Source organism: Bacteroides sp. MSK.18.37 (assembly GCF_019129155.2).
Lineage (GTDB): Bacteria > Bacteroidota > Bacteroidia > Bacteroidales > Bacteroidaceae > Bacteroides > Bacteroides ovatus.
Genome location: NZ_JAHOIB020000001.1, coordinates 853464 through 878454, shown reverse-complemented (window position 1 = coordinate 878454; position 24991 = coordinate 853464). Strand labels below are relative to the sequence as shown.

General features: G+C 40.3%; 17 protein-coding genes. 14 read left to right on the top strand and 3 right to left on the bottom strand.

The window, feature by feature from the left end; all coding sequences use genetic code 11:
- Positions 1–10 precede the first annotated feature (10 nt).
- Genes KSX81_RS03880 through KSX81_RS03870 form a run of 3 tightly spaced genes read left to right on the top strand, consistent with a single transcriptional unit; the run spans position 11 to position 1485 of the window.
- Entirely contained in the window at positions 11–562 is a 552-nt protein-coding gene (locus KSX81_RS03880; protein WP_004301845.1) for an RNA polymerase sigma factor, read from the top strand.
- A 47-nt stretch (positions 563–609) separates the two neighbouring features.
- The gene (locus KSX81_RS03875) at positions 610–990 is read left to right on the top strand and encodes a hypothetical protein (protein WP_004301846.1); all 381 of its coding nucleotides are present in this window, start codon (positions 610–612) and stop codon (positions 988–990) included.
- 27 nt (positions 991–1017) lie between these two features.
- Complete coding sequence (locus KSX81_RS03870; protein ID WP_004301847.1) at positions 1018–1485, top strand: hypothetical protein; 468 nt, start codon at positions 1018–1020, stop codon at positions 1483–1485.
- 106 nt (positions 1486–1591) lie between these two features.
- Here the strand turns inward: KSX81_RS03870 and mazG are convergent, their stop codons facing one another.
- Entirely contained in the window at positions 1592–2380 is a 789-nt protein-coding gene (mazG, locus tag KSX81_RS03865; RefSeq protein WP_008775510.1) for a nucleoside triphosphate pyrophosphohydrolase, read from the bottom strand.
- 17 nt (positions 2381–2397) lie between these two features.
- Complete coding sequence (locus tag KSX81_RS03860; RefSeq protein WP_118418987.1) at positions 2398–3447, bottom strand: DUF3810 domain-containing protein; 1050 nt, start codon at positions 3445–3447, stop codon at positions 2398–2400.
- Between the two features lie 140 nt (positions 3448–3587).
- On the opposite strand from KSX81_RS03860, the gene KSX81_RS03855 reads away from it, so the two are divergent.
- The 3 genes from KSX81_RS03855 to KSX81_RS03845 all read left to right on the top strand — a co-directional run bounded on the left by KSX81_RS03855 (position 3588) and on the right by KSX81_RS03845 (position 8944).
- Positions 3588–4226: a hypothetical protein gene (locus KSX81_RS03855; protein ID WP_004301851.1), complete on the top strand. Its 639-nt coding sequence runs from the start codon at positions 3588–3590 to the stop codon at positions 4224–4226.
- Between the two features lie 65 nt (positions 4227–4291).
- A complete protein-coding gene (locus tag KSX81_RS03850; RefSeq protein ID WP_004301852.1) occupies positions 4292–6928 on the top strand; it encodes a valine--tRNA ligase in 2637 nt (878 codons plus the stop codon).
- A 117-nt stretch (positions 6929–7045) separates the two neighbouring features.
- Positions 7046–8944 (top strand): ATP-binding protein, encoded by a 1899-nt coding sequence (locus tag KSX81_RS03845; RefSeq protein ID WP_115484333.1) that lies wholly within the window; start codon positions 7046–7048, stop codon positions 8942–8944.
- Positions 8945–9259: 315 nt separating this feature from the next.
- On the opposite strand, the gene KSX81_RS03840 is transcribed toward KSX81_RS03845, so the two are convergent.
- A complete protein-coding gene (locus tag KSX81_RS03840; RefSeq protein ID WP_004301854.1) occupies positions 9260–9835 on the bottom strand; it encodes an RNA polymerase sigma-70 factor in 576 nt (191 codons plus the stop codon).
- 134 nt (positions 9836–9969) lie between these two features.
- On the opposite strand from KSX81_RS03840, the gene KSX81_RS03835 reads away from it, so the two are divergent.
- The 8 genes from KSX81_RS03835 to KSX81_RS03800 all read left to right on the top strand — a co-directional run bounded on the left by KSX81_RS03835 (position 9970) and on the right by KSX81_RS03800 (position 24965).
- Positions 9970–10992: a FecR family protein gene (locus KSX81_RS03835; RefSeq protein ID WP_118418986.1), complete on the top strand. Its 1023-nt coding sequence runs from the start codon at positions 9970–9972 to the stop codon at positions 10990–10992.
- 246 nt (positions 10993–11238) lie between these two features.
- On the top strand, positions 11239–14712 hold the full coding sequence (locus KSX81_RS03830) for a TonB-dependent receptor (RefSeq protein ID WP_229070454.1): 3474 nt from the start codon (positions 11239–11241) through the stop codon (positions 14710–14712).
- Positions 14713–14721: 9 nt separating this feature from the next.
- A complete protein-coding gene (locus tag KSX81_RS03825) occupies positions 14722–16521 on the top strand; it encodes a RagB/SusD family nutrient uptake outer membrane protein (RefSeq protein ID WP_004320858.1) in 1800 nt (599 codons plus the stop codon).
- A gap of 238 nt (positions 16522–16759) precedes the next feature.
- On the top strand, positions 16760–18424 hold the full coding sequence (locus KSX81_RS03820; protein ID WP_236091855.1) for a heparinase II/III family protein: 1665 nt from the start codon (positions 16760–16762) through the stop codon (positions 18422–18424).
- 4 nt (positions 18425–18428) lie between these two features.
- The gene (locus KSX81_RS03815) at positions 18429–19622 is read left to right on the top strand and encodes a glycoside hydrolase family 88 protein (protein ID WP_004304645.1); all 1194 of its coding nucleotides are present in this window, start codon (positions 18429–18431) and stop codon (positions 19620–19622) included.
- A gap of 290 nt (positions 19623–19912) precedes the next feature.
- The gene (locus KSX81_RS03810) at positions 19913–20476 is read left to right on the top strand and encodes an RNA polymerase sigma-70 factor (protein WP_004301864.1); all 564 of its coding nucleotides are present in this window, start codon (positions 19913–19915) and stop codon (positions 20474–20476) included.
- Between the two features lie 126 nt (positions 20477–20602).
- Positions 20603–21637 (top strand): FecR family protein, encoded by a 1035-nt coding sequence (locus KSX81_RS03805; protein ID WP_004320854.1) that lies wholly within the window; start codon positions 20603–20605, stop codon positions 21635–21637.
- Positions 21638–21749: 112 nt separating this feature from the next.
- Positions 21750–24965: a SusC/RagA family TonB-linked outer membrane protein gene (locus tag KSX81_RS03800; protein ID WP_004301866.1), complete on the top strand. Its 3216-nt coding sequence runs from the start codon at positions 21750–21752 to the stop codon at positions 24963–24965.
- Positions 24966–24991: the final 26 nt, after the last annotated feature.

The window sequence follows — 24991 nt, the reverse complement described above, 5'->3', positions numbered from 1 at the left end:
ACGAGAGATTATGATTCCTTATAACGAACGCGAAGTTCTGAAACTCCTTCAGGAGGAGAGTACACAGCGGAAAGGATTTGAAATGATTGTGGGGCAGTATAGCGAGCAATTGTATTGGCAAATCCGCCGGATGGTACTGTCGCATGAGGATGCGAACGATCTCCTGCAAAACACTTTCATCAAGGCATGGACGAATATCGATTATTTCCGTGCCGAGGCGAAGCTGTCGACCTGGCTCTATCGCATCGCGCTGAATGAGTGTCTTACCTTTCTGAATAAGCAGCGTGCCATGACTACCGTGGATATTGACGATCCCGAAGCAGTAGTTGTGCAAAAGCTGGAAAGTGACGCCTACTTTTCGGGCGACAAGATACAGGTGTGCTTGCAAAAAGCCCTGCAGACTTTGCCCGAAAAGCAGCGTATGGTGTTCAACCTGAAATACTATCAGGAAATGAAGTACGAAGAGATGTCGGAAATCTTCGGCACGTCGGTCGGTGCACTGAAAGCATCTTATCATCATGCGGTGAAGAAAATTGAGAAGTTTTTAGAAGAAATAGATTAAACCTTTTAAATGAGACACTGTCTAATGAAAAGAGAGGAGAAAAACGTATGAAAGAAGAAGATATTTTATTGAAGAAGCTTGGAAAGGAAAATTCCTTCAAAGTGCCCGATGGTTACTTTGAGAACCTGACTTCGGAGGTAATGAATAAACTTCCTGAAAAAGAGAAAGTTGCTTTTAAGGAAGAACCTGTCAGCACATGGACAAGACTGAAACCATTGCTCTATATGGCAGCTATGTTCGTAGGGGCGGCCTTGATTATCCGGGTAGCGTCAACAGATCATAAACCTGCTGCAGCAGATGATGTAGCGGTGACAGAAGTGGATACTGAAGTAGTCGTATCTGACGAAATGATTGATGTAGCAGTGGATCGTGCCATGCTGGATGATTATTCGTTATATGTTTATTTGAGTGACGCAAGTGTAGAATGATTTATAAAAACTGATTGAATACAGAAAATGAGAAAACTTATCGCATTGGTCGTTTTGTTATGTGGCTTTATGCCTGTTCTTTGGGCTGCTGATGGATGTGATCAGCATTTATCCCGGGAGGAGTTCAGGGCAAAACAAAAAGCTTTCATTATCGAACAGGCTGGATTGAATAAAGAAGAAGCAGCCAAGTTCTTTCCCGTTTATTTTGAACTCCAGGATAAAAAGAAGAAACTGAATGATGAGTCATGGGATTTGATGCGCAAAGGCAAGGATGATAAAACGACGGAAGCTCAATATGCAGAAATCAACGAGAAAGTGGCCAACAACCGTATTGCTGCCGACCAGCTTGATAAAACTTATTTGGGTAAGTTTAAAAAGATTCTTTCAAGCAAGAAGATTTTTCTCGTGCAACGTGCAGAGATGCGTTTTCACCGCGAAATGATAAAAGGTATGAATCGTAGCAAAGACAAGGGAGACGATTCAAAGAAGAAATAAAGAAAAACAGAGCGTCTGATTCGTATGAACAGACGCTCTGTTTGAGTAAAATGGAGGCTCTGTCCGGTGGGGATAGAGCCTCTGTTTTTTTATGCCGGTAAGGAAGTTACAGTCCTTTTTTCTTTGCTTCATTCCAAATGGCATCCATCTCTTCGAGAGACATATCTTTCAGACTTTTTCCTTCCTTGATGGTGTGCTCTTCCAGATAATTGAAGCGGCGGATAAACTTCTGGTTGGTAAGTTCCAGTGCATTATCGGGATTGATTTTATAAAGGCGTGCCGCATTGATGAGGCTGAACATTACGTCGCCGAATTCAGCTTCCGCTTTCTCTTTATCCATGTTGGCCACTTCCTCCTGAAACTCACCTATTTCTTCTTTCACTTTATCCCAAACCTGTTCCCGTTCTTCCCAGTCGAAACCTACATTGCGGGCTTTGTCCTGAATACGGTAAGCCTTGATAAGCGAGGGCAGGGCAGCGGGCACACCGCTTAATACACTCTTATTTCCATCTTTCTCTTTAAGTTTCAACTGTTCCCAGTTCTCGGAAACTTGTCCGGCTGTCTCTGCTTTCACCTCTCCGAAGACATGCGGATGGCGGAAAATCAGCTTATCGCACAGCTTGTCGCAAACATCTTTGATGTCAAAATCTCCTGTTTCCGAGCCTATCTTAGCATAGAAAGCGACGTGCAATAATACGTCTCCCAACTCTTTGCAGATTTCTTTCTTGTCATCCCTCATCAGGGCATCGCAAAGTTCGTAAGTCTCTTCTATGGTGTTGGGACGCAGACTTTCATTCGTCTGTTTACGGTCCCAGGGACATTTAACACGCAGTTCGTCGAGAATGTCCAGGAAGCGTCCAAAGGCTTCCATCTGTTCTTGTCTGGTATGTGACATAAATCTATCTATTTAATTCATTTTTTCCATTCCTGGTAAGAAATCAATAACCCTACTACTTCCGAGTAGTTCTGGCGGCCACTTTCTATCTTGTTTCCTTTCAGGTAAAGATCGTATATCCAATCCTGTACGGCTCCCACTACCGGGCTATACTTGGCAGCCCAATAGGCTTGATTATTCTTGGCTAATTCAATAATTTCCGGTCGGATGCGTTGAAAGAGTTTTGCATATTCTTCTTCTGAAAGTAATCTTTTTGCATTCCCCAGTACATGCCCCAGTACAGAGAAATATCCGGAGAAACGGATACCCATTGCCTGTGAACGGGTACAAACCTGATAGGCATAGAAATTGGCTTCCGCTTCGCTGGTGATACCTAACAAGTGGGCTAGTTCATGAGCATAAGTGGCGGGGTAGTTAGCGGGAAGCAAATCTCCGTTAAGGGTGAATTCGCAGAAGAAAGGCCCCATGCTACCGGTTACTCCTACCATGGAAATGAACGGAGTAAACAACATGGTCTTTACTCTCGGATGATCGTGCGGAGGTCGGTGCACGCCCAAGCTATCACTTAACTGATTATAGATTCGTACGGTTTCTTCCCGTATCAAATCCTGGTTGATACTATTTACAGGGGTGTACGAACGATTTAATTGGGTGATATAGTCGTCAACGAACTCCTGAAAATTTTCGGGAGTGTAGGCTGTATACGGGATTTCGGTTCGTTGGTAAAAGTTCTTTTGAGAATAATTCAGTCCCCAAGCCAGATAGAACCATACATAAATCCACAACAGATATTCGCCGTCGCGCAATAAAATTTTCTTCCAAGGCAACTTTTTACGGAGACGGGCATAAATTGGATAAATAATCACGCCCGCAATACTAAGGAAGATAAATAAGTCTCCTATCGCAAAAGGAAATAAATTGGAAAAAAACGACAAAACGTAAGAGATAAAAGGATAGATTGTTTGCGAATAGATTGTTGCCAGAGCAGGAATCCATTGCGTTAGCCACACTAGGATTAAGATTGCTCCTAAGGCTAAATATCTTACATTTGGCTTCTTTTTCATCATTTGTCTAATATCAGTCAACAAAAATATGCATTAAATAGACGTCGCGCGAAAAAATACCTCTATATTTGCAAAAAATCTGTTAACAATGGCTTTATAACTTGTATAATAGGGAAAGTCATTCAACATAAACCGGATAAGAGATGGCTACATCAGAAGAAATTGAAAAGTATTGCCGGAATTGCGTATCACGTGATTTCGTGAATGGTAAAGGTCTTGTTTGTAAGCGTACCAGAGAACTTCCTGCTTTTGAAGAAGAATGTGAAAGTTTTGAGAAAGATGAAGAGCTGGAAAGATTAGCCCCTCCCAAGCCGGAAGACTTCCCGGTATCTATGACAGAAGAAGAAATGCTTGCCGAAGAGAATCTCTCCAAAGGAGTACTGTACGCAGTCGCTGCCTGTATTGTGGGTGCGGTGGCATGGGGACTGATATCTGTTTCTACGGGTCGTCAGATTGGATTTATGCCCATTGCTATCGGGTTTATGGTTGGCTTTGCCATGCGGAAAGGGAAAGGAATACGTCCCATTTTCGGAATTATCGGTGCGGCATTATCCCTGATTAGTTGTGTCCTGGGTGATTTCTTTTCCATTATCGGATATATTTCCCAAGATTATAAAATGTCTTATTTTGACGTTCTGGTAAGCGTAGACTATGGAGAAATATTCTCTATTATGCTGGAAAATGTGATGTCAATGACTGCTTTATTCTACGGATTCGCTCTTTATGAGGGGTATAAATTCTCTTTCCGTGCACAGAAACACCCCGAGGGTGGTAAGATTTGAATTTAAATTATTAATTTTGCACCCGTTATTTTAGAATATACATTATCATATATACATAAAACAATATGGAATTAGCAAGTAAGTACAATCCCGCTGACGTGGAGGGAAAATGGTACCAGTATTGGCTGGACCATCATTTATTCAGTTCGAAACCCGATGGCCGTGAACCTTACACCATCGTCATTCCGCCCCCGAACGTCACCGGTGTGTTGCACATGGGACACATGCTTAATAATACCATTCAGGATATTTTAGTTCGTCGTGCCCGTATGGAAGGCAAGAATGCCTGCTGGGTACCGGGAACTGACCATGCTTCTATTGCTACTGAAGCTAAAGTAGTAAACAAACTTGCTGCTCAAGGCATCAAGAAAACCGACCTGACTCGTGACGAATTCCTGAAACATGCTTGGGATTGGACAGACGAACACGGAGGTATCATCCTGAAACAACTTCGTAAACTCGGTGCATCCTGCGACTGGAATCGTACTGCTTTCACTATGGACGAGAAACGCAGTGAAAGTGTACTGAAAGTTTTCGTAGACCTGTTCAATAAAGGATTGATCTACCGTGGTGTCCGTATGGTAAACTGGGACCCGAAGGCATTGACCGCTCTTTCTGACGAGGAAGTGATCTACAAAGAAGAGCACGGAAAACTATATTACCTCCGCTATAAAGTAGAAGGTGATCCGGAAGGACGCTATGCCGTAGTGGCAACTACCCGCCCTGAAACAATCATGGGTGACACAGCGATGTGTATCAACCCGAACGACCCGAAAAACGAATGGCTGAAAGGTAAGAAAGTGATCGTTCCGCTGGTAAACCGCGCCATCCCTGTGATTGAAGATGATTATGTAGACATCGAATTTGGTACAGGTTGCCTGAAAGTGACTCCTGCTCATGACGTAAACGACTATATGCTGGGTGAAAAGTACAACCTGCCTAGCATTGATATCTTCAACGATAACGGTACATTGAGCGAAGCTGCCGGTATGTATATCGGCATGGATCGTTTCGATGTTCGTATACAGATAGAGAAAGACCTCGAAGCTGCCGGACTGCTGGACAAGACAGAAGCCTATACAAATAAGGTAGGTTACTCGGAACGTACCAACGTAGTGATCGAACCGAAACTATCTATGCAATGGTTCCTCAAGATGCAGCATTTTGCAGACATGGCATTGCCTCCGGTAATGAACGATGAACTGAAGTTCTATCCTGCAAAATACAAGAATACCTACCGTCACTGGATGGAGAACATCAAAGACTGGTGTATCAGTCGTCAGTTGTGGTGGGGACATCGCATTCCTGCTTACTTCCTCCCGGAGGGCGGTTATGTGGTAGCTGCTACAGCAGAAGAAGCATTGGCAAAAGCGAAAGAGAAAACCGGCAATGCCGCCTTGACAATCGAAGATCTCCGTCAGGACGAAGATTGTCTGGATACCTGGTTCTCTTCCTGGTTGTGGCCTATCTCTTTGTTCGACGGAATCAACAATCCGGGTAACGAAGAAATCAACTATTACTATCCGACCAGCGACCTTGTGACAGGACCGGATATTATCTTCTTCTGGGTAGCCCGTATGATTATGGCAGGCTACGAGTACGAAGGACAGATGCCGTTTAAGAACGTTTACTTCACAGGGATCGTTCGTGATAAACTGGGACGTAAAATGTCCAAGTCACTCGGTAATTCTCCCGACCCGTTGGAGTTGATCGAGAAATACGGAGCCGATGGAGTACGTATGGGTATGATGCTTTCTGCTCCTGCCGGAAACGATATTCTTTTCGATGACGCACTTTGCGAACAGGGACGTAACTTCTGCAACAAGATATGGAATGCTTTCCGTCTGATTAAGGGCTGGACAAATGCCAAAGGTACTATTGAGATCCCTACCGATGCACATCTGGCAGTTCAGTGGTTTGACCAAAGACTGGATGCGGCAGCTGTTGAAGTGGCCGATCTCTTCTCCAAATATCGTTTGAGCGAAGCGTTGATGCTGGTTTACAAACTGTTCTGGGATGAATTCTCTTCTTGGCTGTTGGAAATCGTGAAACCTGCTTATGGACAGCCTGTTAATGGCTTTATTTATAGTATGGTTCTTAGCTCTTTCGAGCGTCTGCTTGAATTGCTGCATCCTTTTATGCCATTTATCACAGAAGAATTGTGGCAACAACTGCGTGAGCGTGAACCGGGTGAAAGTTTGATGGTTACTCAACTGTTTGAACCGGTCGGAGCAAATGAACAATTCCTGGCAGAGTTTGAAGTAGCTAAGGAAATCATCAGTAATGTCCGTAGCATCCGTTTGCAGAAAAACATTGCTCTGAAAGAAGAACTCGAATTGCAGGTTGTAGGCACTCATCCGGTAGAGAAATTGAATCCGGTGATTATCAAGATGTGTAACCTGTCTTCCGTAACAGTGGTAGAAAGCAAATCAGAAGGTGCTTCTTCTTTCATGATAGGAACGACCGAATTTGCCGTGCCATTGGGTAATATGATTGACGTGGAAGCCGAAATCGCCCGTATGGAAGCCGAATTGAAGCATAAAGAAGGATTCTTGCAGGGAGTGATGAAGAAACTTAGCAACGAGAAATTCGTCAATAATGCTCCGGCTGCCGTTCTTGAACTGGAACGTAAGAAGCAAGCCGATGCAGAGAGCATCATTAATTCTTTGAAAGAAAGTATTGCGGCTTTGAAGAAATCATAATCCTTTGATACTTAATTTTATATAATAAAGGGCATCTCAATTCGTTTTGGGATGCCTTTTTTTTGCACTAAAGAAATTAATACTATCTTTGCTTCCGCTATTTATAGAATACCACAAATGAAACAATCGTTACGGATCATTCCATTCCTCCTTGGATTATTCCTTTTTATTGAAGGATTCTTATCACCTGCGTCAGCCCGAACCGAAAATACAAATAAAGAAGTACTGGTTTTAAACTCGATTAATTTCAATCTGCCTTGGGCTAAAAACTTTTATTGGTGTCTTCATGATGCTCTTCAGAAACAAGGAGTTTCTGTGAAGGCGGAATCGCTTTCCGTACCTGCTCTGGTGAATGAGATGGAGGCGAATGCCGTAGTCACCCATTTGCGTCAGAAGTATCCGGAGCCTCCCACTGCTATCGTGATGATTGGAGATCCGGGATGGATTGTTTGCCGCGAATTATTTGATGATGTATGGGAAGATGTCCCGGTAGTTGTGACAAATGCCCGCGATCGTCTGCCTGCTTCTCTGGATATCCTGCTGTCTCATGCTCCACTCACAGAAAGTAACAGTGTTTCTGCGGAAGAATGGAGACGGGAATATAATATCACTTCCTTGAAGCAGCATTATTACGTCAAGGAGACCGTAGATTTAATTTATAAACTGATACCTGACATGGAACGTCTGGCTTTTATTTCAGACGATCGGTATATCAGTGAAGAAACCCGCCGAGATGTGAAAGAAGCCGTAGAGGAAAACTTTCCTGATTTGCGTCTGGAGCTTCTTTCCACCACTCAATTATCCACGGAAATGCTACTCGATACGTTGCGCAGCTATAAATCCAATACGGGGATTATCTATTATTCATGGTTTGAGTCGCATAACGAGAATGATAACAACTATCTCTTCGATCACATTCAGGAGATTATCACTAATTTTACTCCTTCGCCTCTGTTCCTGCTTTCTCACGAAGATTTATCGAACAATACTTTTGCGGGTGGATACTATGTCTCGGCAGAATCTTTCAGCGATTCTCTGCTGGAGATTCTTGATCGGATATTGAAGGGTGAACAGGCCCGGAATATTCCCGGTGGAGTGGGAGGGAAAGGAAGTGCCTATCTTTGTTATCCGGTATTGAAAGCTCATAATATACCGTCATACCGTTACCCGGCCGATGCTGTTTATGTCAATGAGCCCAAGACTTTTTTTCAGCAGTATTCTGTTGAAATTATTGTCTGTTCCATCTTCCTGTTAATTCTGATTGTTGCTATCATATATTATATCAGCATTCTTCGGAAAGCATATAGTCGTCTGCATGAAGCAATGGAAAAAGCGGAACAGGCCAATCAATTGAAATCCGCATTCCTGGCTAATATGAGTCATGAGATACGTACGCCCTTGAATGCTATTGTAGGATTCTCCAATATGCTTCCTCATGTCGAAAACCGTGAAGAAATGTCCGAATATGCAGACCTCATTGAAACAAATACGGATTTGTTGCTCCAGTTGATTAATGATATTCTGGATTTGTCGAAGATTGAAGCCGGTACATTCGATTTCTATCCTGCCTTGATTGATGTGAATCAGACGCTTGAAGAAATCGAGCAGAGTATGCAGTTACGTCTGCGACACAATAATGTGACTTTCACATTTGTGGAGAGACTGCCCGAATGTACATTATATACGGATAAGAACCGTTTGATTCAGCTACTTGCCAATTTCATTGTTAATGCCATCAAATTTACAGAAGTGGGTACCATTCGTATGGGGTATCGTCTGCTAGACTCCGAAACGATTTATTTTTATGTGTCGGATACTGGCTGTGGAATGTCTTCTGAACAGTGTATCCATGTCTTTGAACGGTTTGTGAAGTACAATTCCTTTGTGCAAGGTACCGGACTGGGACTTTCTATCTGCCATACGATTGTAGACCGCTTGGGAGGGAAAATAGGAGTGGAGTCGAAAGAAAACAAAGGATCTACTTTCTGGTTTACCTTACCTTATCGGCAGAATTAATGCTTTATTTCTCTCCAATCTATCAGTAGATAAGTTGCTATGCTCTTATTGCAAACTTCCTTTCCCTTATTGGATAAGTTGTCTTTGACTAAGAAGAAACTATAAACGCAAGTTCTGATTGTATAAACGAAACTTGCAATTATATAATCAGAACTTCCGTTTTTATAAATGAAGCTTGCAATTATAGATTTCTCTTAGCCAAAAAGAAGTTTGGCAGTAGGGGAATGTAAGTTTATCCCTAATACAACGGAAGTTATCTATTAGTACTTTAGTAAATAGAACGTAATAGATAAGAAAATAGATAGCTGGTTTATTTTAAGGAAATAGAATTGGTAGCAATAAAGGCAGATAATCCTTTAAATCTACGCGTAGTTGCTTTAATGCCTGCTGAATGCGGTAATCTACAGTTTTGGGAGATACTCCCAGAATTTCCGCTATTTCTTTATAACTCATATCCCGGAACCGATGCATCACGAAAGCTTCCCGGTAACTTTCCGGCAATGTGGCAATGGCATCCTTGATGCGTTGTGTCAACTCTTCGACTTGATAAAGATCCGTATCTTGTAGCATCTCCTGCATTTCTTCATAAAATCGAGTGTCGGCACGTTGAGTGGCGTCAATATGTGCAAGCTTGTTCAGAGCTTTGCGGTATATCATTTTAAAGAGGTACGAACTAAGCGAGGTTTCGATAAACAAATTTTCTCTGTTCTCCCAAATCCATAAAAGAGAATCCTGCACAATTTCTTCCGCATCTTCCAGATCGACGAAGCGATGGCCGTAGGCACACAGTGCCGGATAATACCTCCGAAACAGTGCATCAAATGCTTTTTGGTCGCCTCGCTGTATAGCAGATAATAGGAAATTGCTTTCTGACAGGTGAACTTCTTTCATGTATTAGTTTGATATTTCACTGCAAATATAGCTTTTTTATAAGAAAACAAAGATTTTCTGAAAAAAAATGAGATTTGGTTTAGGAATTCCACAAGTCTCTCTTGTCTTATAGTAAAAGGCAATAAAATACGAATATGGATAAGACTGATAAAAATACAATAGAAGAATTGCTTCCCCGTTATTGTGAGGGACTGGCAACGGAAGAAGAGCGTCTGCAGGTTGAGATGTGGATGGATGAGTCGGAAGAAAACCGGCGGATGGCCAAACAGATACATGCTCTTTATCTTGCTACAGATACCGTTCACATCATGACGAAAGTCGACACAGAGAAAGCATTGACAAAGGTGAAAAGTAGAATGACAGGTAACAGACAAAGGAAAACGACATGGTGGGAATGGGCGCAACGTGCGGCAGCAGTGCTGTTCATTCCACTTCTCGTTACTCTGATGGTACAACATTGGGGAGGAAGCGAACAGGAATTGGCACAAATGATGGAAGTGAAAACAAATCCCGGAATGATGACTTCTCTGACATTGCCCGATGGCACATTGGTTTTCCTGAATTCCGAATCTACCTTAAGTTATCCCTCACGCTTCGATAGCGACACGAGAAATGTAACATTGCAGGGAGAGGCTTATTTTGAAGTAGCCAAGAACCCGGAAAAGAAGTTTATAGTTTCTACTTCCCACCAATCACAGATCGAAGTACTGGGAACTCATTTTAATGTAGAGGCTTATGAAAAAGAAGACCGGATTGCAGCAACATTGGTTGAAGGAAAAATAGGTTTTATTTATTCATCTGACAATGTCTCGAAAAAGGTACTGATGGATCCCGGACAAAAACTGGTCTATGATACAAGAGACAGTAAAGTGCAGCTTTATGCCACCTCCGGTGAGTCGGAAATAGCTTGGAAAGAGGGAAAGATTATATTTAGAAATACTCCTCTCGAAGAGGGATTGCGAATGTTGGAGAAGCGGTATAATGTGGAATTCATTATTAAAAACGACCGTTTGAAAGGAGACTCATTTACTGGTACGTTTACTAATCAACGCCTTGAACGTATTTTGGAATATTTCCAGCTTTCTTCTCAAATCCGTTGGCGTTATCTTGATTCGCCGGATATAAAAGATGAAAAGAGTAAAATAGAAATATATTGATTGATTAACCTTAAAACAAAAATGCAATGAACGGCAGACCCCCTTAAACAAAAACATACGGGAGGATATTGGCGTATCTTCCCGTATGGAAATCGGTAAATCTTTTTGATGCTTGTTTGGCGACAAGCTTAGATAAACTTTTTATTAACTTTAAGTCATTACAAAATTATGCAAAATTATTTTAGCATCCAATTTTTATGGGTGGTAAAGTCACTTTGGCTAACCTCAAAAAAAATCCCATTATCTATGAGACTATTGGTTTTGTTCTTAGTATGTTCTATTGGGCTGACCTATGCAGCCGATAGTTACGCTCAAAAGGCTTTAATCAGTATTGATGTACGTAATCAGCGGGTGGAGGACGTTTTGAAAGAGATTGAAGCGCAGTCAGATTTTGACTTCTTTTTCAATAATAAACATGTCGATTTGAATCGTCGCGTATCAATTTCCGCTGATAAAAGTAATATTTTTAGTGTGCTTAAGGAAGTATTTGCCGGTACGAATGTAATATATTCAGTGCTGGACAAAAAGATTATACTATCTGTTAAGGCACAGTTACCACAACAAGACAAGAAAGTGATTGTGTCTGGTACTGTATTAGATGTACAAGGTGATCCGATTATTGGTGCTAGTGTGTCGGAGAAAGATGTGCTAGAAAACGGTACAATAACAGACATGAATGGTTTTTTCAAACTCTCCGTTTCTTCATCTAAAGCACGATTGCAAATTTCTTATCTTGGTTATCAGACGCAAATAGCACGTGTTTCTGTGGGTAAACAGATCGCTATTGTTTTGGAGGAAGATACTAAAACGTTGGATGAAGTAGTTGTTATCGGTTATGGTGCGCAGAAAAAAGTAAATCTGACAGGGTCGGTAGCGTATATTAAGTTGGATGATCAGATGAATAGCCGTCCTATTGCTAGCGTTTCTGCAGTATTGAATGGATTGAGTGCAGGTGTAGGTGTGACGCAGTCCAGTGGTCAGCCTGGAACAGGGGCTACCATTCGTATTCGTGGTACGGGTACTCTGAATAATAGTAATCCGTTAGTATTAGTGGATGGAGTAGAGTGGGATATGGATGCTGTTAATCCCAATGATATTGAAAGTATCAGTATATTGAAAGATGCTTCTTCTACCGCTATTTACGGCTCACAGGGGGCTAATGGTGTTATACTTATTACGACAAAAAAAGGTTCTGGTAAACCACGCTTTAATTATAATGGTTACGTTTCTGTTCAGAAAGCTATTAATAAATTGAAGTTGGTGTCTGATTATGCTGATTATATGGATTTGGTAAACGAGACTGCAACTAACATTGGTAATGTACCTATTTATTCTCAACCTAATATTGATTTATGGAGAGCAGCTAAACAAGATCCGATGGGATTAAATGATTACGGAGTTCCTAATTACATAGCTTATCCTAATACGGAATGGTTTGATGTGTTATTTGATACCGGACTTTCACAAAGTCATCATATTTCGATGGCAGGCTCTTCTGATAAGATGAACTATTCGCTTGCATTGGGATTTTTAGATAATCCTGGAATTATGAATCATTGGGGGATTAATTCCGGGCAGAAAAAAGTGACAATACAGTCTCGTGTGGAAGGTAAAGTCGGAAATTGGCTTACTGTAGGAGCCAATGTGTATGGTAATAAAGAAAATGTAGGTGTTGCCGGTGTTGCTGGTGCTTTTCAATATTTAACGATAAGTGTTCCAGGTATTTATCCGGGAGAACCTGGTAAATATGGTATACCGGCATCAGCGGAAGAGTCGACAACTGCAAACAATGTGTTAACTTATCTTGACCGTCGTGGTAAGGATGAAAGATTCAATGCAACATTATCTGGCTATTTTATTGCTGATGTTTTGAAAGGACTGCAAGTAGAAGGTAGATATAATTACCAGATTTATCGTCAGGACGTGCATAAATGGGGAAGTTCTTCTGGAGTGAGATGGGATTATGTAAAAGATGAGGTACGTGAAGAGGCTTCTTTGAATCGTGCGACGATTTATAATTATGCATTGAAGTCGAAACGGGTGAATATGGATTTGCTCATTCGTTATAATACAACTTTGTGGAAGTATCATGATCTTGCCCTTTTAGCAGGTTATTCTGGCTCCCTTTATGATTCGGATTCTTTTGATGCAACCAAAGAGGGGATGAGTTCATGGTATTTGATTTATATGAATTCTGCAACAAAAATGAATTCAATAAATGGTTCGGCTACTAACTGGCGTATGCAATCATATTTTGGACGTCTCAATTATGCTTATCGAGGAAAATATTTGTTCGAAGCGAATGTTCGTTATGATGGTTCTTCCCGTTTTTCTCCTGATTCACGTTGGGGAGCATTTCCTTCTTTCTCTCTTGGATGGCGTCTCTCGGAAGAATATTTTATGGCCGGAACAAAAGATTATTTGTCAAATTTAAAATTAAGGCTCTCATATGGAAAGTCTGGAAATAATCGAACTTCAGATTATGCATGGCAGGGTACTTATGGTACAGCACCTGTTGTAATTGACGGTAAACAAACCATGGGGTTAGCGGTTTCAAAAATAGGAAACAACTATCTTGAATGGGAGTCTACCAAAGCTTTGAATGTAGGATTAGACTTTGGTTTCTTTGACAACCGATTGACCGGTGAGGTGGAGTATTATAATAAAAATACGACAGGTATTTTGTTTACTCCTTCCATTTATATGACGATGGGCTTTAAAACAGCAGCTACTGAGAATATAGCGGAAGTAAATAATAAAGGATTGGAAGTATCAATAAAGTGGAATAGTCATATACATGATTTCTGTTATAGTTTGGGAGGAAACTTTTCTTACAATAAGAATAGAGTTGAGAAATACAAAGGTGCATTGCAAAAGTATTGGGGAGAAGATGGACAATATGTAAATAACTTTGCAGAAGTTTCAGAAAATGGGTTTGGTGGTAGAATTGCTGAAGGGTATATGTTAGGTGAAACTTACATATATAAAGTATACCGTGGTAACGGAAATTATGATGGCAGTGGCATTTTAGACCTTAATGCCGGTCCGAAGGATGGTGTTATACGCACAGAGCAGGATATGGCGTGGGTAAAGATGATGATGGAATCCGGATATAAGTTTGCTGGAAATACGCAAGTCGCTAAGAACCAGTTGTGGTATGGTGACTTGATCTATCAGGATACAAATGGTGATGGTAATTATGGTGATTCTAACGATCAAGATTTTTCGGGACATTCTAATATGCCCAAATATTATTTTGGCTTTAATCTTTCCTTGTCATATAAAAATTTCGATTTCTCTGCTTTATTATCTGGAGCTGCCGGCTTCCATTTGATTTGGGTCACACAACCTGCTTTTACTACAGGCTATAACTCTTATCAGTTTATTGCTGATGATCACTATTTTTACGATCCGGAAAAGCCGACAAGTCCCAAAACCAATCTTACTGCAACTTATCCTCGTTTGGGTAATAAAAATGGAGTATCCAGTGACTTTTGGGAATACAGTGGTAATTATCTAAAGTTGAAAAATATACAGATTGGATATACTTTGCCACAGTATATCACAAGGAAGGTTAAGATTGAAAAGGTACGTCTGTATGCCAGTGCAGATAATCTAAAGACATGGACGAAATTTCCCGGAATGGATCCGGAAATTGGGACTAGCATTACCTATCCTTTGATGAAACAATGTGCGTTTGGTTTACAATTAACTTTTTAATAGCTATATATGAAACAAATTATATTTATATCATTGTTGTGTGTGTGTGCAATCTCATGTATTGATTTGGATACAAAATCTACGGCAGCCATAGGTAGTGCACAAATGTGGACTACAGAGGATTTGGCAGATGCAGGAGTTGCGGGTATCTATAAGGTTTTCTACCCTAATTCGGCGGTTACCACTGTTCCGGGAAAGATAGAAGCTATAGGACGTTTTAGGGTTGAAGCTGTCTCGTTTACAAGTAATGCACAGCATGAACCCTATCTGAAAAATATGTCTCCATCGGCAAGTGATGAATTCTTTGCTAACGAATGGAAAGCTGCTTATGAAGGCATTTATCGATGTAATGATGCAATAGCTAATTTACACAAAGCAACTATGTCGGAGGCTAAATATAAGCGCTTGGTGGCAGAATGTAAATTTTTGCGTGCTTATTTTTACTATTGGTTAAATGCTCTCTTTCAGGGAGTACCAATATATCTAGAACCGTTTGTGACAACTGAATGTACGAAAACACAAAACACAGTGGATGAAGTGTGGCAGGCTGTATTAGATGACTTGGATGATTGCATTGCAGAAGAAAATTTGCCCAATAATACATTAAAAGAAAACTATGGGCGTCCTTCTAAGGGATCGGCTTATGCATTACGTGGTATTGTGTATATTTGGAAAAAAGATTACAAGAAGGCGATAGCGGATTTTGAGCAGGTAGGAAAATGTGGTTATGGATTATGGGAAGGAGAATATATAGATTTCTTTAAGAAAGAAAATGAACGTGATAAAGAAATGATATTCCCTATTCAGTTTGATGCAGTTGTAGGATATAGTGATTGTATACAGGCTATATTTGGTTGCCGTTCTACCTTACAGTCAGTGACTTTTATACAGCCGAATGCTGATTTTGTGGATTCCTATCAGAATGCCGATGGCTCTCCTTTCAAATGGACTGATATTTTCCCCGATTGGGATAAATTGACGCCTGCGCAAAGGGAGATATTTTTTGTCCGAGATGGAATGAATACAAATATGAATACTGATTTCCAAAATGCGAAAAAATCCATTATCGGACGAGTGTCGCAAGCCATTTGGGATAAATATTATTTGAATGAGGGGAATGAAGCTAGAATTCTTACGGCATACTCTACCCGTGATCCACGCTTGATGCAGACTATTTTTGCTCCTTCTACCACTACACTTTGTTATGCTAATACAGGAGGTAAACAATCTGCTAAAACAGTTCGTTGGCCTTTTCTGATTGCTGGAAATGGAGATGCTGCTGGTGACCACTGGCCTGATGCACGTTACTATTGTAATTACACTTATCGAAAGTTTGTGGTGACGGATGACAGTAACCTTAACCGTATCATTTGTGATGAAGATTGGCCTTTGATTCGTTATACGAATATCTGGTTATTATATGCGGAGGCGTTAAATGAAGACGGACGTTTAGGGGATGCAATCAGTGTAGTGAATAGAATTCGTGAACGTGCTCATATGCCGTTACTTACTAATGGTGGTAGTGGTTACAATGCAGTAATGGGGAAAGAAGATATGCGCAAGCGTATTCAGTACGAACGTCGGGTTGAGTTGTGTGCTGAAGGCATAAACTTTCTCGACGAAGTGCGGTGGGGAACTTATAAAGAGACGAAGTTTCAAGGAAAAGAATCCAACAGTTTCAAAAATATGTGGGGAACTGTTGGTCATGGTATGTGGTATTGGAATGATTATCTGTGGCCTTGGCCGGTTCCCATGGCAGAGGTGCAGCGTAATCCGAATCTTGTTCCTACTCCGGGATGGCTTTATTAAAGAATGAATAATATGAAATTTAATTAATAAAATGAAGATAATCATGCATTTAAATAATATAATTATTTTACTGTTTTGTTTGGCGATCAATTGTTTTGCTTGTTCGGATGAGGAGGTAAAGTCTATAACCTCTGATTTCCCAAATCGGGAAGAAATGCCCCATCCGTGTTTGTTGCTAAAAGAGGGGGAAGAGGAAAAGATAAAACAAAATCTACAAAATTCACTCGAATTGAAAAGAGTGAGTGAGAAAGTTTTTATTCAAGCTAATAAATGTGTAAATACTCCTCCTTCTGAATATGTATTGACGGGTACACGTTTACTTTATGTATCTCGCCAGGTATTGCAGAATCTTTATTCTTTGTCTTATGCTTATAGGATGAGTAAGATGGATCTTTATCTGAATAGAGCTATTTCAGAACTGAATGCAGTATGTGCATTCAAGGACTGGCATCCGTCGCATTATTTGGATGTAGGTGAGATGACAATGGGCGTAGCTATCGCTTATGATTGGCTTTACCAATATTTGCCGGAAGAGACTCGGTTACTTGTTGAAAAGAGTATTGAAGAAAAAGCTTTTGATACGGCTTTGGATAAAGAGTATGATAATTTTTACAATGGATCTGGTAATTGGAATCAAGTATGTAATGCCGGATTGGTATTTGGGGCACTGGCTATTTACGATAAAGCTCCTGAAAAAGCCCAAAAGATTATAGATAAATGTTATGCGACTATTCCTCGTGCTTTGGAGGCTTACAAACCTGACGGCACCTATGGAGAAGGTTTCATGTATTGGGATTATGGAACAAGTTTTCAGGCTATGCTTAATTGTGCATTAGAAACTGTCGGTATGACGACTTTTGCAGATGCGAACGCTTTTGAGAAATCAGCAGAATATTATTTCCATATGGTAGGACCTTCCAGGAAGTGTTTTAATTATTCAGACTGTTCGGAAAAGGTGAGTACCAGTACGGCTATGTTTTATTTTGCCGCTAAAAAACAGGATCCTTCTTTGCTTTATTGGGAAATGGAACATATTAAAAATAATCTGGAAACCAATCGATTGCTTCCTTCTGTCTTGGTATATACAAAGGATTTGGATATATCTTCTATCCCTATCCCTGTTAAAAAAACTTATTTTGGTGTCGGTCTGACTCCCGTATATTTGACTCGTTCGGCTTGGGGGGACAATAATGCAGCTTTTTTTGGTGTAAAAGGAGGGAAACCGGATACTAGTCATGGGCACATGGATATAGGTTCTTTTGTATACGAAGTAAATGGTGTGCGATGGAGTGTTGATCTTGGGAATGCCAATTATGAGAGTGTAGAGGCTAAAACAAAAGATTTCTGGACGATGACTCAAAATTCGAATCGTTGGAGATTGGGGCGTTATGCAACTACGAGCCATAGTACTTTCTTTATAAATAATAGTCCTCAAAAAGTGGATGGTGCTGCTGTCTTTACAGAGACATTTGATGAAAAAGGTCAGCGGGGAGCTGAATTGGATTTAAAAGACACTTATAGCTATAATGCTGTGAGCGGTAGTAAGTTTTCATTAAATAAGTTCAAACGTAGAATTTATTTGTCTGATGATCGGAGTCTGACAATTGTGGATACTTTAAGAGCTGATGAAGGGTCAGCTTCTGCACAATGGCGGATGATTACAAATGCAGCTGTTACAATGGATAAAGACAAGAAAGAGTTTCTACTGACACAGGATACTAAACAATTGCGTGTTTGGGTGGAGTATGTCGGACTAAATCCCGAAGCGAAAAGTACTACGATTAATGCTAATACTAGTTTGGGGGAAAATGCGATAACGCCTGCTGCTACTGCCATTATATATCAGATAAGTATTCCAAAGAAAGATGTAGTGCTGAAAGTACATTTAGAACCCAAACAATAGTATCATGAAACACTTGTTGATTATTTTATTATTTTTTCTGATTGCGGGAAGCTGTCAGAAACGTCAGGAAGAAGAGTCTATGAAACAATTGATAGACAGAGTTATGCCTGTTGCTGTAGAACAATACAAAGGTATGGCTCAATTACTTCCAGAGGGGCAATTTCCTCGGTCCATAAGTGAGGATGGTAGACTAAAAACATCTAATAAATATTGGTGGTGTAGTGGATTTTATCCTGGAACTCTTTGGTATTTGTATGAGTATTCCGGTGATGAGGATATTTATCATTTGGCTGAAAAGTATACAGAAATGCTAGATTCCATTAAATATGTGACGAGTGATCATGATGTAGGATTCCAGTTGTTTTGCAGTTATGGTAATGGTTATCGTATTACCCGTTGTCCGGAATATAAGGAAGTATTAGTTCAGGGAGCAAAATCTTTAGCTACTCGTTTTCATCCTGTGATTGGGTGTATACAAAGCTGGGATTTTGATGATCCGGAATGGAGATTTCCTGTTATTATAGATAATATGTTAAACTTGGAACTCTTGATATGGGTGGCTGAACAAACCAACAATGATTCATTATATCATATCGCATGTAGTCATGCCAATGTCACTAAGAATAATCATTTTAGGAAGAATTTCAGTTGTTATCATTTAGTAGATTATGATCCTGCTGATGGGAGTACCCGGAAGAAGCAGACTGTTCAGGGGGTTAGTGATGAATCTTCATGGGCGCGTGGACAAGCATGGGCACTCTATGGATATAGCATGATGTATCGTTATACAAAAGATGATAATTATTTGAATCAGGCCAGAAACATTGCAAACTTTATAATGAATCATCCTGCTATGCCTCAAGATGGTATACCATATTGGGATTTTGATTCTTCTGCAATTCCGGATGATTATCGCGATGCTTCGGCTGCTGCTATTATGGCTTCAGGATTAATAGATTTGAGTAAATATGTATCTGAAAAGGAGAAAAACAGATATATAAATTTTGCTCAGAAACAATTGAGGACACTGTCGTCTGAAGAATACTTAGCAAGAGGTGGAACCAATCATTGTTTTTTGTTAAAACATAGCGTTGGTAGTTTACCGGGAAAATCAGAGGTTGATGTTCCACAAACTTATGCTGATTATTATTTTATTGAAGCTTTATTGAAGTATAAAAAAGAAGTATTGGACGAATAAGTTATATTTATGATACATTGAAACAGTCAATCGAAAGCATATATACAATCATTAAATCAATGTAAGATACTGATACAGGCTTTTGCAGTCATAAATTCCGGTCTATTTGGAAATAGCTAGTCGTTTCTTCTTGATTAATAATGGTGTATTCCCCAACAAATATAGCCGGGTGTGAAATACAACTCGGCTATATTTGTCTTGAAACTTTTCTATAAGGAATATCTAATTTCATTGCTAATAGGAAAATTCTTATATTTGCTGCAACTAATACTTAAACACCATAGTTGCAAATGGAATTTACAGAAGAGCAAATACTGTTGAGAGCTTTGTCACGAGGAGATGAGAAAGCTTTTGAGGTTTTGTTTATGCGTTATTTCCCGAGAGTGAAACGTTTTATATCCGGTTTGCTTCAGGATGATATAACGGCAGAGGATTTTGCACAAGATATTCTCCTCAAACTATGGCAGAAGCGTGAGGAGATGGCAAAAATCGAAAATCTGAATGCCTACCTTTATCGGACTTCCCGGAATGCTGTGTATCAGCATTTACGACATATACTTTTGGTGAATGAATATGGAGAAAAGCAACAGGAGAATCTTTCCCGTCAGCAGAATGAGGGTGCGGGAAACATCGAAGAAAATATGTTTGCCGAAGAATTACTGTTGTTGATACAGCATACGGTAGAGCAAATGCCCGCCCAACGAAAAAGAATTTATGAGATGAGCCGTAAAGAAGGCAAAAACAATGATGAGATAGCGCAACTGCTTGTAATAAACAAACGGACTGTAGAAAACCATCTCACACAAGCATTGGCTGATATCCGCAAGATGCTGAAGCACTTTTATCTTTTCTAAATAAAACCACTTCCTATTGACAAAAACTCTTCTTTTATTCTCCTTTCTCAAAAAAAGTAGAAAAAATAGCTTTTAGACTGTGTGTGTATTCTATCTCGTGCATCTTATTAATAAACGGATAAAATCATGAAGAAGAAAAGCATATCAGAACTAATACATTTTTTTGTTCGCCATCCCCTGCAAAACTCCTTGCAGATGAAGTTTTGGCGTTGGCTGGTTTCTCCTGCTGATGCAGAAGATAAAGAAGAAGCTATACAGGAAGAGTGGATGAATATCATCGCTGAACCTGATGAGGTCACCCGGCGTTCATGGTATGAGGTCCGGCGTAAAGCGGGACTTGCAAATCCGATAATAAAACCGCATTGGGAAATCAAACCACTTCTTCGCATTGCTTCTATGATATTAATCCCCTTATTTTCAGTGCTATTATCGTGGTATTATATAAATGATTATACTGATTCTTGCAAATTGGTAGAATATATTGTTCCCATGGGTGAACGGGGAGAATTGACTTTGCCGGATGGGACAAAGGTACAGATCAATTCGGAGAGCAGTATCATTTACCCGAAAAGCTTTCGAGGCGATACACGTACTGTTTATCTTTCCGGAGAGGCGAATTTTGATGTCCATAAGGATAAGAAACATCCGTTTATTGTCAAGACATCTTTGTTATCAGTTCGTGCTTTAGGTACGAAGTTTAATATACAGGCATATTCGGAAGACAGGAAAACGATTACAACTCTTGAAAATGGAAAAGTGCAAATCAATAACCTGCTGGCACCAGACAGCTGTTTTATTCTTACTCCCGGTGAACAACTTGAATACAATCACCTGACTAAGAATTATGAAAAACGAAAAATAGATGTGATGATGGCTTCCGGTTGGACACGTGGTGAATTGAATTTTGTCGATTGCCATCTGGAGGATATTCTGAACACATTGGGACGACATTATAATGTAGAAATAAAGGCAGAACCGCATTTATACACAAATGATTTATATACCATTAAGCTTAGAAAGGGCGAACCTCTTCAAGCAGCAATTCATATTGTAACAATGACCGTTGGAGGTATGGAAAGCAAGGTCACAGACAATAAGGTTGTGATACTGACAGCTGCTTCACCGGCGAATAAGAGTAAGAAAGGAGGTACCCATCCATAAAAAGGTTGGACAAAACTGATCCTTTTGTCCAACCCGAAATAAATACCGTTATCATTTAAAATTTTAGGAAATAGTGAACCTTAAATGTAGTATTCATTTAATATACAAAAGTATGAATTTTAATTCTTATTTTACTATAAAACATACCAGTAATTTGCGTATTTTATTGTTAACCTTATTCTTTATAGTCCCTTTGGGTACTATCTATGGGCAGAATCAGTTGATTACTATTGCCGGAAAAAATATAACTTTGTTGAAAGCTTTTGATGCTATTGAAAGTCAGACTCAATTAAGCATTACTTATAGTCGGACTAAAATAGATGTGAATCGGACATTGAGTGTTGATTTTAAGAAACAAAAACTCTCTATTGTTTTGGATAAGTTGCTCGCGGGAACGGGGTTTACTTACAAGATAGAAAAAGGGTATATCGTTCTGGTTCCCGTACCGGTAAAACAAGAGCAAACGGAAGCAACTTCGAAAAAGATACAAGGAGTGATTGTAGATACGAATGGAGATCCGGTGATTGGTGCCAGTATTCAGGAGAAAGGAGTGGCCGGGAAAGGTACAGTGTCTGATTTGGATGGAAAATTTAACCTGTCAGTTGCGTCAAATGCTGTATTACTGATTTCATATATCGGTTTTCAGTCTCTTGAAGTAAAGGTGGGAAATCGGACAAGCTTGTCTTTGGTATTAAAAGAAGATCATCAGTTGCTGGATGAAGTAGTCGTTATCGGTTATGGAACAATGGAGAAACGTGCTGTGACCAGCTCCATTACTTCCATATCTTCAAAAGATTTAGTGACTGGATTGGGAGGCTCTACCATTGCGACTGCTCTGAAAGGAAAAATCTCCGGTATGAATGTTTCCGAAACTTCCAGTCCGAATGCCTCTGCTAGTTTCCAGCTTCGTGGGGTAGCTTCCATCAATGCTTCTTCTTCCCCTTTGATTGTGATAGACGGAATTCCTGGTGGTGATTTGCGTTCTATCAGTCAGGAAGATATTCAATCCATTGATGTTTTGAAGGATGCCTCTGCAGGTGCTATTTACGGAACAAGGGCAGCTGGTGGTGTCATTCTCGTGACTACCAAGAAAGCGAAAGAAGGTCCTATCACATTATCATATACAGGCGAGCTGTCCACCGAACAAGTTTCCAGAAGACCACAGGTCCTGGATCGCGATGCTTTCGTGAGGTTCGGTGTAGGAACAGATTTGGGAGCGTCTACCGATTGGTACGGTGAACTTTTAAATGAGGGAGCACTTTCCCAGCGCCATGTTGTCACCCTTTCGGGAGGGAGACATACAGCCAGAATATATGCCACTATTATGGCACAGGATCAGAAAGGTATTGCGATAGGCGATAATCGTAAAGACTATTCGGGGCGTATCAATGCAAACTTTAATCTTCTCAATGACTTGCTGGAAATAGGCTTACATACAGAATATCGTGAAGCACATCGGGATCAGCGGAGCAGTAGTTCCTGTTTCGACATGGCATTGAAGATGAATCCAACGGAACATGTTTATGATAGTACTAGTGAAACAGGCTATAATGTATTGGTTGGTGGTAGTGAATATTACAATCCATTAGCGGAAGTTATGCTCAAGCAGACGGATAATGTTGATAAATGGCTCAAGGCGGATGCTACGGTAAAGCTCAATCTGCCTGCCGGATTTTCGGCACAAGCCACTCTCGGCTGGGAAGATCGCCAGTATCAGCAGACGCATTATGTATCCGCATTACACAGAACGTCTTTGAATGGAAGTTATAAAGGAAAGGGATTTCACGGATATAGTAAAACAGTCAATGTTTCTTTTGAACCTACCATTAATTTCATGCGTGTTTTTGCAGATGACCATACAGTCAGTGCGGTGGCCGGATATAGCTATTGGGAAAACAATTCTGAAAATTTTGATATGTCTAACTACGATTTCCCTGTGGATGGAGTAGGAGCTTGGGATATGGGAACAGGTAGCTGGCTTTCTGACGGAAAGGCGGCTATGTCGTCCCACAAATATCCTCGTGAACGTCTTATCTCCTTCTTTGGTCGGGCGAATTATAGCTATAAAGATCGTTATATGGTTACTGGAAGTGTCCGTCATGAGGGATCTTCCAAATTTGGAAAGAATCATCGCTGGGGAACATTCTGGGCTGTATCAGGTGGATGGCGTATATCCAATGAAGCCTTTCTGCGTGATGTCAGTTTTCTTGATGACCTCAAAGTACGTGTCGGTTATGGTGTGACGGGAAATAACAATTTCTCTGCAGGAGCATCCACGGCCATGTACTCCTCCAATTCAATGTGGCCTTATAACGGTACATGGATTACTTCTTATGGACCGGCTCGTAATGTCAATAATGACTTGCATTGGGAAAAGAAAGCAGAGCTTAACATCGGTTTGGATTATGCGTTTCTGAATAACCGGCTTTTTGGAAAGTTCGATATATATAAAAGAAGAGTTTCCGGAATGTTATACAATATCAGTGTACCCAATCCTCCCGCCGTTTACGAGAAAACGACCATGAATTATGGTAATCTTGAGAATACCGGATGGGAGTTTGAGATTGGCGGAGTGCCTGTTAAAACGAAAGACTTTAACTGGACAACTACCATGCGTCTATCCCATTCTTCTTCCAAAATTACCTCTTTGTGGGGGAATAATACTTACCAGGATCGTGTAGGATTCCCGTCACCGGGAACGAACGGATCAGCCGGAAGAATTGAAGCAGGAACAAAGATCGGAAGCTATTATATCTGGAAATATGCCGGTATCACGGATAATGGAAGATGGCTTCTGTATGATAAGAACGACAATGTGATTCTTAGCGATAAGAAGACCTATGATGACAAGCGGTACATCGGTAATGCTATTCCTGCATTGATGGTATCATGGGATCATACCTTCACTTACAAGAACCTCTCTTTAGGTATCAACCTGCGTAGCTGGATCGATTTCGACGTGTTTAATACCATAAATATGTACTATGGACTTTCTGAAGTAGCAGGCCAGAACGTTCTTCGCAATGCGTACATTGACAACCGGCACATCAAAGAAGTAAAGCAGCTTTGCGATTACTGGCTTGAGGACGGCACTTTCTTAAAGATAGACGCCATTAGTCTGGGATATTCTCTTAACATGAAAAAGTGGCAGAAATATATAGATAAGATTGATCTTTACCTGACCGTCCGGAATGTGGCATGTTTCACGAAATATTCAGGACTTAATCCGGAAGTGAATGTCAACGGACTGGACCCTGGTTATGAATGGTTTAATAATATTTATCCTGAAACTCGTAGATATACCGTTGGTATGAAAATCCAATTCTAATATTAAAGTACCTATAAACTAATAAA